This window comes from Chthoniobacter sp. (assembly GCF_040003245.1).
In the GTDB taxonomy this organism is placed as follows: Bacteria; Verrucomicrobiota; Verrucomicrobiia; order Chthoniobacterales; family Chthoniobacteraceae; genus Chthoniobacter.
Genome location: NZ_JBDUCX010000234.1, coordinates 1 through 10,851 on the forward strand (window position 1 = coordinate 1; position 10,851 = coordinate 10,851).

The 10,851-nt window shown below is 61.7% G+C and carries 9 protein-coding genes and 1 pseudogene; 4 read left to right on the forward strand and 6 right to left on the reverse strand.

Annotated elements, in window-relative coordinates:
- The coding region (locus tag ABJF10_RS24670; RefSeq protein ID WP_348547287.1) for a hypothetical protein at positions 1-369 on the reverse strand (369 nt) is incomplete at its 3' end.
- An 83-nt stretch (positions 370-452) separates the two neighbouring features.
- Positions 453-905, reverse strand: a complete 453-nt coding sequence (locus ABJF10_RS24675) for a universal stress protein (RefSeq protein WP_348547288.1) — start codon at positions 903-905, stop codon at positions 453-455.
- Between the two features lie 176 nt (positions 906-1,081).
- Between ABJF10_RS24675 and ABJF10_RS24680 the strand changes: the two genes are divergently transcribed.
- The 4 genes from ABJF10_RS24680 (at position 1,082) to ABJF10_RS24695 (ending at position 3,829) form a co-directional block, all read left to right on the forward strand.
- On the forward strand, positions 1,082-1,405 hold the full coding sequence (locus tag ABJF10_RS24680) for a hypothetical protein (protein WP_348547289.1): 324 nt from the start codon (positions 1,082-1,084) through the stop codon (positions 1,403-1,405).
- A gap of 168 nt (positions 1,406-1,573) precedes the next feature.
- Positions 1,574-1,696: a hypothetical protein gene (locus ABJF10_RS24685; RefSeq protein ID WP_348547290.1), complete on the forward strand. Its 123-nt coding sequence runs from the start codon at positions 1,574-1,576 to the stop codon at positions 1,694-1,696.
- Complete coding sequence (locus ABJF10_RS24690; protein WP_348547291.1) at positions 1,693-2,076, forward strand: response regulator; 384 nt, start codon at positions 1,693-1,695, stop codon at positions 2,074-2,076. Before ABJF10_RS24685 ends, ABJF10_RS24690 begins: the two co-directional genes overlap by 4 nt.
- 103 nt (positions 2,077-2,179) lie before the next feature.
- The gene (locus tag ABJF10_RS24695; RefSeq protein WP_348547292.1) at positions 2,180-3,829 is read left to right on the forward strand and encodes a serine hydrolase; all 1,650 of its coding nucleotides are present in this window, start codon (positions 2,180-2,182) and stop codon (positions 3,827-3,829) included.
- Between the two features lie 17 nt (positions 3,830-3,846).
- Here ABJF10_RS24695 and ABJF10_RS24700 read toward each other — a convergent pair whose 3' ends face one another.
- The 4 genes and pseudogenes from ABJF10_RS24700 to ABJF10_RS24715 form a co-directional block, all read right to left on the reverse strand.
- Complete coding sequence (locus ABJF10_RS24700) at positions 3,847-5,685, reverse strand: FG-GAP-like repeat-containing protein (RefSeq protein ID WP_348547293.1); 1,839 nt, start codon at positions 5,683-5,685, stop codon at positions 3,847-3,849.
- Between the two features lie 326 nt (positions 5,686-6,011).
- Complete coding sequence (locus ABJF10_RS24705; RefSeq protein ID WP_348547294.1) at positions 6,012-7,397, reverse strand: neutral/alkaline non-lysosomal ceramidase N-terminal domain-containing protein; 1,386 nt, start codon at positions 7,395-7,397, stop codon at positions 6,012-6,014.
- Positions 7,398-7,644: 247 nt separating this feature from the next.
- Positions 7,645-10,098, reverse strand: coding sequence for a HEAT repeat domain-containing protein (locus ABJF10_RS24710; protein WP_348547295.1), 2,454 nt, complete (start codon positions 10,096-10,098; stop codon positions 7,645-7,647).
- Positions 10,099-10,545: 447 nt separating this feature from the next.
- Positions 10,546-10,851: pseudogene (locus ABJF10_RS24715) on the reverse strand (DUF362 domain-containing protein); the annotation flags it as partial.

A 10,851-nucleotide genomic window follows, 5' to 3' on the forward strand; every position in this document is an offset into this window, starting at 1 on the left:
GTTTTCCCGCAGGGCGAGCAGGCAGGCGAGGTAGTGATAGGTGGCGGAATTCGCGTCCATCCGTAGCAGCGTCTCGATGTACGGCCGGGCCTGTTTGTGCCGCTGGAGATCGAGGTGAAAGACGGCGGCGAGATGGTGCGTGCTGGCGTGTTCGGGCTCTGTGTGGAGCAGGAAATCGACGTGCGGTTTCATCCTGGCCGGGCGGTCACTGGCCGCATAGGCCCAGGCGATCTGCCGGTGCGTCTCCGGGTCATTCGGGTCCACCGTGAGGCTGCGGCCCGCCATCTCAATCAACCGATCCCAGTGGCCCGCCTCGCGCAATTGGCTCAGCCAGGCCGCCGGTGGTTTTCTTCCATCATGCTCGCTCATCGAAATGGTGCGCAGACCATGGTGCGGCTCCGCGAGGGGCGCAAGCGACTTGCGGGACGGGCGCTACTGCGCAGAGAACGGAGTCAGGCCGTCTGCGCTGGCGCGGAGGGCACCACTAGGACCGGGCAGTGCGCCTTTTTCAAGATATCCGCCGTGTATGTGCCGATGAAGAACTGATAGAGCGCGCCATGGTGGTGGGTGCCCACGACGATTAGATCCGCCTCCAGGTTGTGGCAGAGGCCGACCACCTTCCCGATATCCGCCTGCTCGAGCTGCTGCGCCGAGACGGGAACGCCGGAACTGGCCAGCGAATCGCGCAGGTTGAGCAGTTGATTGTAATCCTTCTCGATCCGCCGTTGCGACGGGGGCTGCATCAGCGTGGGCGAGGCGATGCCAAACTCCACGACCGCTGGTTCCGCCGGGACGACATGGACGAGAATGAGTCGCGCGCCGTAGGTGCGGGCGTGCATGGTCGCCTGGTCGAGGACCCGTGGGGTGACATCGGAGAAATCGACGAGGGCAATGATGGTCTTCATGGGGAGAAAAAGCCGGCCTGGGAAAAATTTCCCAAGACGATCCCATCCATCCCCCCGGCGAAGAGCGAAAGCAAGCATGTGTTGAACGAACTTCGCGCCGCCTTGTCTATGAGAGTCTGCTGCGAGACTTTGTCGGCGCGTCCTGCGCCCCTGCCATATTCAAAAAATTCACCTGTATGAATACTGTCACACCGCTCGGCAAAACTGGGTCAAAGACGGCAGTCTCGACCGGCGAATCTCCGGATATCCCGTGGCTGCAGTTGAGGGCGCGGATCCGTGAAGCGCTTTCCGAGCGCAACCACTATGTGGCCAGTTCAGAGGATCTGAGCTTGCTGTGGAGGGGCGAACGCATCGATGCCTCGGAACGCCGCCGCCGCATCACCGTCTTCGCCGCGCAGCATCAATGGAGGGTCGAAACTCGCGCTGATTGCACGACGGCCCGCTTTCAGCCTGCCCCCGTCTCCGGCCTCCGCGAGATCCTGAGCCGGAATCACGAGTAGCAGGGGCGTATTCCGGGACGGGGGCTGGGACTTGGACAGCGAAGATCTGACTGGGACGCGACGGCCGTGTTGATCGAGGAGTTAACTGGTGTGCGGGATTTCCCCGGTGCAATCTACTTAGTCTCCCCGATGGGCGTGGGCACGGCTGAGGCTTTATCAAAGGCACCTATGAAAATCATCCGTCAGACCCCTCCTGATACCATCCCGGACTCGGCCCGTGTGGCGTTGTTCCTCAATGTGTTTGTCCGGCAGCCAGCCACCCCGCGCCGCCGCAATCTCCGCGGCCGATGAACGCCCTCCGCATTCTCCATGTGGACGATGAGGTCGCGCTGACCACCATCTTCCAAATCATTCTCGAAGGCACCGGCCGCTATGTGGTGCGCGAGGAATCCTGTGGCGCCCATGCGGTCGAGGCGGCGCTCGAGTTTCGCCCCGACCTGATCCTCCTCGACAAGGAGATCGACGGCACCGATGGCGGATACGTCGCGTCCAGGCTCCAGAGGGAGCCCAGCTTGCGTGGCGTGCCGATCGCGTTCGTGACCGGTGGCCTGACCCGGGCCGAAGCAGCGGCCGAACGGGTGCCCACATTGCCGAAGCCGGTATCGCCCTCGGAATTGCTCGGGTTTGTGGACGACCTTCTGAATTTCAATGTTGTCTGTACTGGTTGCTGAGTTGAGTTGAATCGGCAGGGGCCGCGCAGGGGGCCACTGGAAGGATGGATTGTAACAAGCCTGGGCATCGGCTTATTCCTCCTGTGTCACCCCCTTTGCTCCCATGATCTTGCTCCTCCTTCGCGTTTCGCTTCTAGCCGGGTTGCTCCTGCCTCGACTCTTCGCCGAGACGCCGGAAGAATGGGCGGAGCAGCATCTGCGGGCCGAGACCAAGGCGGACATGCCAGGCGTGGCGGTGCTGGTGGCCCGCGATGGGAAGATTCTTTTCCAGGGGGGCTACGGGCTGGCCGACGTGGAGAAGAAAACACCGATCAGGCCGGAGACAAAATTCCGCATCGGCTCGGTGACGAAGCAATTCACCGCCGCCGCCATCATGAAGCTGGCCGAGCAGGGCAAGCTGTCGACTAGCGATTCGCTGGCGAAATATTTTCCCGATATTCCGAATGCGTCGAAGATCACGTTGCGCCATTTGCTCACGCACACCTCCGGTCTGCACAGCTACACGGACCGGCCGGATTTCCTTGCCGGGGTGACGAAGCCCATCGCGCCGGCGGACCTGATCGCCTCGATGTCGAAGGATGCGCCGGAGTTCGCGCCGGGAACGAATTTCAAGTACTGCAACTCCGGCTATTTTCTGCTCGGTGAAATCGTCGCCAAGGTTTCCGGGCAATCGCTGGCCAATTATTTGCGCGCCACCTTTTTCGAGCCGCTGGAGATGAAGGACACCGGCATTTACGTGAACGCCGCGCCGCCGCCCGCGGCCGCGCGCGGCTATGCGGTGAACAACGGCGTGGCGACCTCGCCGGTCGATTGGGACATGTCGTGGGCGGGTGGTGCCGGCGCGATTTATTCCACGGTGGGCGATCTCTTTCGCTGGACCGAGGCGCTGCACGGCGGGCGGGTGGTGAATGCCGAGTCGCTTAAGACCATGACGACGCCAAATCCGCTGCCTGCTGGCGTGGACGGCTTGAACTATGGCTTCGGCCTTGTCGTGTCCGAGATCGAGCGGCTCCCGACGATTTGGCACAATGGTGGGTTGCACGGCTGGTCGAGCAACTTGATGTGGCTGCCGCAGCAACATGTGACCCTGGTGGCCCTCGCCAATGCCATGCCGTCCGCGCCGAGCCTCACTCCCGCAGTGATCACGCATGCGATGCCTGGGCACTTTCTCGCCGAGGAAATCGCCAGGCTTCCGCCACTGGCGGAGGACAAGAGCGTCGACCCCAGGACGTATGCGGCGTATGTCGGGCGCTACGACTACCAGGGAGCGATCATGACGGTGACGGTGGATAACGACCGCCTGTTTTCGCGACTCACCAGGCAGAACAAGTTCGAGATTTTTCCCAAGGGCGTGGATGAGTTTTTCTGGAAGATCGCCGATGCCCGCGTGCATTTCGTGCGCAATGACAAGGGCGAGGTCATCGCCGCGCAGCACACGCAGGGCGGCAATACTTTTCGTGCTCCACGACTGGCGGAGGATCCGGTTCACCTCACTCCCGAACAACTCGATGCCTTTGTCGGGCAGTATCAGTACGGGCTATTCGCCGTAATGACGGTGAAGCGCGACGATCAGCAACTCTTTGCCCAACTCACCGGCCAGCCGGAGCTCGCGATTTTTCCCACGGCGGCGGACAGCTTTGAATGGCGGGTGGTCAAGGCGAGCGTGCGCTTCGTGAAAGGCGAGGACGGCAAGGTGATCAAGGCGGTGCATACGCAGAACGGCACCACCTTCGATGCGCCGAAGGTGAAGTAACGGGGAAGCCGCTCCGATCAGGGCGAGATGAGCTTCTGGCCCGCGGGGACCGTCTGCGTATTGAGCGTCCGAAGCAGCGTCGTGTCTTTCAGAAATAGGATCCGCGTTTCGCCCGTGGTATTATTGGAGAGGAGAAAATCCGGGTGCCCCTCGGCATCGAAATCGGCGACACCGACGAGTGCCCAGCCGGCGGGGATGGTGGGGCCATTTGCTTTGCCGAGGACCTTGGCATCGTTGAGATAATAGATCTGCGTCTGCTGGGTGGTGCTGTTGTAGAGAGCGAGGTCGGGACAGCCATCGGAATTGAAATCACCGACGCCGGCGATGGACCAGCCGGCGAGGAGCGACGGTCCGGTGGCGGTGCCGATCTTGGTGGTCCCGTTTAAATACCAGATGGCGGATTGCCGCGCGGCGGCGTTGTAGAGCAGATAGTCGATCTGGCCGTCGCGATTGAAATCCTCCGCCCCGATGAGCGTGTAGCCGGTGGGGACGGTGGGCCCGTCCGCCTGGCCGAGATAGGAGTTCAAGTGCAGGTAGTACATGACCACGCGCCGGGAGGCGGGGAGATAGAGCAGAAAGTCGGGATAGCCGTCGCCATTGAGGTCGGAAACGCTCACCACCGTCCAGCCGACCGGGATCAACGGCCCGGGGTGCTGGCCGGCCGGGTAACCACTATTGAGATACCAGATCGTCGATACACCGTTGTTTAGATTGGCGATCAGGATATCCGGCCGGCCATCGCTGTTGAAATCCGAGAACGGCTGGCCCTTCGAGCAGAGAATATTGCAGGCCACGTTGCGCGTCCCAACCGTCACCGCCCCAGCGCTCACGGTGCCAAACGTGCCCTTCACCGTGACGGTGTAAGTGCCCGCCTTGGAAACGGGCAGGACATAGCCACCCGAGCGAAAAGTGCGCGTCTGCAAGGTCGTGCCCCCGGTGGTAGGTTGGGCACTGACGGTGGCGCTGGCGACGCCTTCGCCCGGCGTGTAAGTGCCATTCTTATCGAAGTCCACATAGACGGCGCCGACGATGGCGGGCGGCGGCGAAGCGCGGTCGCCGAACTCCTCGACATTGGAATACTTTCCGGCGTCCCAGCCTGGCTTGGTCGCAATGCCGACCTCCGACAATCCATCGTCCATCAGCGTGAGTCGATGGGAACCAAAATTCGGATCCTGATCCTGGATTCCATCGGGAGTGTTGCCCCAGTCGATCATGTAACCGGCAAAGCGCGACCGGGCGTTGTTGTAGCCATCGGCGAGAATATTTTCCGACAACGCGTCCAGGTCGGCGAGCGGACCGTAACCGCCATCCAGATAACGCTGGGCAAAGTCATCGAACGTGCCGTTCTTGGAATAGGGATCGAGATCGTGCGGCCATCCGGGTCCGGCGCCTTGATTGGCCAGCACGAGATCGTCGTAGCCCGCCGCCGTGTTGCCGAGTTTGCTATTCCACGCCAGCGGAAAGCCCGGCAATTGCAGGTCGAGATATTGCTTTTTCAGGTCGCCGGGATGGACGTGGTAGAAGTTCATCGCGTAGGCGATTTCCGGGATCGAGCTGACCCAGAAATTGGCTTTCCATGGCGTCCCATCCTGGGCCGTTTCGGTGGTGGAAGGCGTAATGGCATTCAGGTTATTGCTGACCAGCGTATGGAGGACGGTCAGGCCATCGGCACTCAGCCGGGCCTGATTGATCAATTGCAGTTCGTACTGATCGTCGGCGGTGGGATAGCGGTCGGCCGGCGTGATCGCGCCGGCTTCCGAGACGAGGGGGAGGAAACCCGTGGCGGCGGCGGCGAGAGCCACCAGCCTGTTCACCAACGTCGAGCGAGCAGATCCCGCAGGCGTGAAGTGGAGCATGGACACGCGGGCTGTAGCGCAATTCGGATCGGTAGAAAATCTTTTCCTGCGCAAGCCGCCCTTCATCGACAACGGCGCCGCAGACTAAGTAGCGTCCAGTGATTGAGTTCTGAACGGAAACGGCACCTCAAAAAAATATGCAGGCGAAGTCTCAAAAGGACAACCGCCGTGCGTTCAAGGGAGGACTTGACGTGGATTGAAATTTCCATTTACCATTGCGGTCAGCTCCATTTTCTGACCGCAATGGTAAGTTTTCATCGGGTCTTTCCTCTTGTCGGGATCTTCCAGGGAATCTGCTCCGCGTCGCTCCGGTCCCGTGTGAGTGGCTATTTCTTCGCCGGGGCCGGGACCGTGCCGCCGGTGCGCTTGACCAGGTCGAGGACTTTGTTGATGAGCGTGTCTTCGATCGCTGGGGCGAAGCGGGTGGGCAGGCCGTAGTAGATGATGCTGGCGTCCGCCTCGTAACCACCCTCGGTGAGGATGCGCATGGAGGGGACGTAGGCGAAGACGTCGTTGCAGTAACCGGCGTTCCAGAGCCGCTCACCGGGCAGCTCGCGCTTGAGACGGGAGGAGTAGTCGGCGACGACCTCACCGCTCAGGGCGATGAGCGTGAGTGAGTTGCCGAAGCGCAGGACTTGCACGGGCGCGGGATAGCTGGTGGCGAGCGGCTCGCCGCGGGCGATGCGGTCGAGAAACCGCTGGGCATAGCGTTGGGTGGCGGGAGGTTTCTCCAGGAGCTTGGCTTCGTAGTAGGCCCTGTCAGGCGTCTTGTCGACCGGGAGGTCCACGCGATCGAAGGCTGCGGAGATCGGGCCGCTGATGGTCAGCATCGGTTCGCTCAGCGCCCGGGCCACGGCCCCAGCGAGTTGAAGGCCGTGCGCGTGGGCCAGCGCGAGGCTGCCACGCGGGTTGGGATTCGCATCGGCGCCGCAGCCCGTGATGAAAAGCGCCGTGGCCCCGGTGTAGGTATGCTCCAGTTCCTCCTCCGCGTAGCCCGCCCAGTCGGGGCTGATCTCGTCATTTGGCCCGGCTGTGGTGCAATGGCAGGCGTAGCCAAAAAGGATGGCCTTGGTCGTGCGATCTTCGCGCACGGCGCGCAACACCGGCACATCGCGGTCGACGAGACCGTTGGGATTGATGCCAAACCCGACTCCCTTGGGGCCGAATTGCCGGCGGTTTCCGGCGAAGAAAGCTTCACTGCGTCCGAAGGACAGGGCGGCGGGTTCGAGATCTTTCACGGCGGACTTCGCCGCTTCGACGGATTGATCGAGGAAAAAGAGCGTGTATTTCTCCGTCGCCTTCGCCTCGCTCTCGTCCAGGCCGTACATTTCGGTGAGGGCGCCGTGGACGACGGGCGAGGAGTGACTGTGCGAGCAGCAGAAGAGGAAGTGCGCGCGGTCGATCTTCAGCTCCTGCTCGAGGCGCGTGGCCAGTTCGTCGTTGAACCAGCGCGGTGTGCCGATGGTGTCGGCGGTGATGATGAGCGTGGTCGCGCCCGTGGAATCCCGAATGGCCAGCGCCTTGGCGAAAAGGCGCGCGTCGACATTCGAGGAAGGCTTGGTGCGCGAGGCATAACCGCCGAGACGCACCGGCTCGGTGGGTGTGATATCCGCGCGTCCGACACCGACTTTGAAATCCTGGGCGGAAGCGGAGATCGCCGCGACGAAAAGGAGGGAGAACAGCCGGAGGAAGCGGGTGAGGGGAGTGTTCATGGGGGAACGCGAGGGTAAGGGCTCGCCGGAAGTAGCGTCAACGTCCGCGGCGCTCGGAAGTGCTCAGTGCTTGGACCACCTCCTGAACTTGCTAGCGCGCCCCTCCTACCCGTCATTCTGAGCTTGCGAAGAACCTCTGATCTCGCTCTGGCATCTAATGCGCGGTCGACCGTGCTAGCCTGGCACTATCTCCTGATTGCGGGCAGCACGCGCCGAGGTAGACGTGCATCATCCTGCCGCACTGTTTCTATTCCGGTTTCCGGTCGAAATGCGCCACGTGCCGGAGTGCTTTTACCCGCGCGTCGTCCGGTGCGATTTTGGCAAGGGCGTCGAGCGCCTCCTGGCGATTGTCAGAATTCAGGCGAGTATAGCGAATGATTGCCGGCAACGCCGGCGTGGCCAGCTTGCCGTAGGCGCCCAGCTCGATGAGGCGTTCCCGTACGGGGTAGGCGGTTTCCAACGAGCCACTTAGTTTTGGAACCCATTTCGCCGCCTGCCGGTAAATGTCTACTCCGAGCAACCTTAGGGTTTCGAGAATCTCGCAGCGTAGCGGCGTTCCATAAAGCGGCGCCCACTCTCCGTCCACCGGCTCCTCTTCATACAGCTTCAGCAGCACAGGCACCGCCTTTTGTGCCTCCGTGCCACCGATGGCTCGGAAAGCGGCCAGGAGTTCGCGTAGCTGATTTTCCGACGCCCCCGAGTAGCGCGACCACCCGGATTTGCCCCATTTCTCCTGTTCCACAGGGTCAGTGCTTCGCCGGCGATATTTCTCCACACAGCCAACGAGAACATTCATGGCCGGGGCTCCCGCAGGTCCAGCTGCGGTGACGAATTGAGCAAATCGGTGGTGGTGATCGACATCAAAATTCCGATTTTTGAGGATGATGGGAAGCCCCTGCACCGCCCAATCCGAATCGCTTGCACCGTGAACAATCACGCTTTCCATCGCTTCTCTCGCAAAGGCCGCGTCGTCGCCATTCATCCAGCGGATCAGGTGTGGAAAGGCGCGCGAGCCACCGATGTCTCTGATCGCGACTGTGAAACTGCCCATCGCCCAAACATCGCGCTTTGGGAGGGCGAGCATCGGGACAAGGATGCGCTTTTCCGCATCTTGAATCCAACGTTCCGGATCGCCGGCAATGCGAGCGAGGGCGACGTAGCAGCCCTCGATGGCATTCAAGTCAGGAGGGGAAATGGAAAACTGCCAGCTTTCCACGAATGATTGAAGAGCCGGTACGGCCGCGCCGGCTTGAGGGCCGATCTGTCCTAAGAACCGGACGGCCTCAATGCGTTCGTCTTCGTTGCCCGCCGTGAACTGGGCGATCAGGTGTTCGACCTCTGCCGTCGATGCGGTCGACTCCGGCAAAGGAGATCCATTGGTGGGCCGCGTTTTGCTCCATTCGACCTCCCATCGGTCGAGCGCATATAAAAGTTCCCGAGCCGCCTCTTCCATCGGTGAACGTTGCCGGGGAGCTGCGCCGCCGGTTAGCCATTCACGAGCCGAAGGTTGCGCCGGTATGTATTTCTTTTGGAATACGCTGGCTCGCTCGAAGACTTTTCGCATGAACCCCTCTTCCATGGGTCTGGCGTGGGCGGCGGTGGTCATTGCGACGATTTGCGTTTCGTCGTCGGTATCCACAGTCGCTCGCACCCAGCGCTCGATCGCGGGATGAGCACTGGAGCCCGCGTCGCTCAGGAACTTTCCCATGGCGCGGCGAACTTGGGCGTTAATTCTCGCGTCCGGGCGGGTGAGCAGATCGACGAGCAGATCGCATTGCTGCGCGTCTCGCAAACCGGAGCTTCCCAGAGCCCGCAATATTTCTCCGAGTTCGGTCTCCTTGAGCTGAGGACCAAGGAACTTCTCCTCGGCGCCTTGCAGTTTTGCGGGGTCCAGATCGGTGCGGGCCAGACGGGCAAGGATCTGGTCGGACAATGAAGCGGCGGGTAGGCCAATGGCGGCAATGATCTTGAGGGCCTCCCGTCGCACATCTTCGGAGCTATCAGAAAGCGCACTGGCCAGCAGCGGCACCACGCGCGGGGGATCGATCTCCACCCGCGCCAGTGCAGCCAGGGCTTCCTGGCGACAGTGCGCATCCACATCGCCGCACAAGGCCTGAAGCCGCAACGTAGCGGCGCTGGCTCGAGGACCGATCGGCGCAATGCAGCGGCACGCCTCGGCACGAATTTCCCAGGAAGGAGAATCCATGAGCTTGATAAGCTTCGGCACCGCTGGCATGGCCTCCACTGAGAGCTGGCGGAAGGCATCGGCGATCGCGTCGAAACGCGAGACAGGAACGGACGTGAAGATGAGATCCTCGGTGACCTGGGCGTTTGCTCCGATGACGTTCGTGCCGGTGCGAATGACGCCGATCGGGACGGACGCGTTTTTTGCCTCGCCGGCGGAGATCATGTCGGCGAGCGGCACCGCGGAGACAGGGCCTAGTGAAGCGAGGATTTTTGCGGCATCGTTCCAGTACATTGAGGATTGTCCATCCGCTACCGTGTCCGTGGGCACAGCTTTGACGAATTGCAGGACTTTTGGCAGGACCGGCAGAGCGCGTTCCCGCTGGAGGACGAGGGCGTGCGCGGCATCCGAAGCTTTCCACTGCTCCTTTGCCTGGTAAGCGGCCACAAAAGCCCGAAACAGCTTGTCGGGTTTTTCGTTCGGTGAATGGCGTTTCTCGACAGGTGCTACGGACACTGGTGTTGAAGGCGGGGGATCGAGACCCGGGGGGAGGCTTGGAATTCCTCCAATAGGATCGGCCACGCTTACCGTGTGGATAGAGATCGCGCCCACAAGCGCGGTCAGTAGCGCGCGTTTGAGCGTGAGAGAAAAGGGCCTGGTTGGAGAACCTGGGGAGTCCACAACGTAGATCCAGCAAGCGCAGTGCCGGTTGACGAGGGCTTTTAATCGCAACTCACAATCATGATGCAATTCCCGGGTCTCATAGCGAGATAGCTCGGTGTGAGTTCCTCCCATAATACCTGTTCGTCAATCCGTCCTCGCCTCCGGCAGTTGCAAACGACTCTCCGCGCTCAGATGCCCGCCTCGCCGCTGACGGGCGCTGTTTGTTTCGCGAGAGATGTGGAGACGGCCTACCGCACGATGGGGCAGCGTTGGTGTGCGCGCCGGAAGTCCTAAAGCGACCTACTGCGGATCGACGGGGTGGAGAAGGATCTTGTTCTCCGCGAAATGGCCGAGGCCCATTTGCTCGCCTTCGCGCAGCCACTGGGCGCGCTCGGCGATGGAGGGGAGCTTGGCCTCTTTGCGCCAGCCTTCGATGAGACGGAAAGCGTTGGAGTCGAGGGCCAGCGGATCTTTGCTGGCGTAGATGGTGTGGTAGGGAAAGGCGTAGTTCGGATTGAAGCGCGGGCCGCTGGCGTATTGGGCGATGAGCGCGTCCATGATGGTCAGCACGACTTTGCCGCCGACGCGTTCGTCGGCGTAGATGTC

Excerpts from the sequence above, each read along its gene's own strand:
- ABJF10_RS24695 (WP_348547292.1), top strand. The coding sequence starts at position 2,180 with ATGATCTTGCTCCTCCTTCGCGTTTCGCTTCTAGCCGGGTTGCTCCTG.
- ABJF10_RS24685 (WP_348547290.1), top strand. The coding sequence starts at position 1,574 with ATGAAAATCATCCGTCAGACCCCTCCTGATACCATCCCGGACTCGGCC.
- ABJF10_RS24690 (WP_348547291.1), top strand. The coding sequence starts at position 1,693 with ATGAACGCCCTCCGCATTCTCCATGTGGACGATGAGGTCGCGCTGACC.
- ABJF10_RS24675 (WP_348547288.1), bottom strand. The coding sequence starts at position 905 with ATGAAGACCATCATTGCCCTCGTCGATTTCTCCGATGTCACCCCACGG.
- ABJF10_RS24700 (WP_348547293.1), bottom strand. The coding sequence starts at position 5,685 with ATGCTCCACTTCACGCCTGCGGGATCTGCTCGCTCGACGTTGGTGAAC.
- ABJF10_RS24680 (WP_348547289.1), top strand. The coding sequence starts at position 1,082 with ATGAATACTGTCACACCGCTCGGCAAAACTGGGTCAAAGACGGCAGTC.
- ABJF10_RS24705 (WP_348547294.1), bottom strand. The coding sequence starts at position 7,397 with ATGAACACTCCCCTCACCCGCTTCCTCCGGCTGTTCTCCCTCCTTTTC.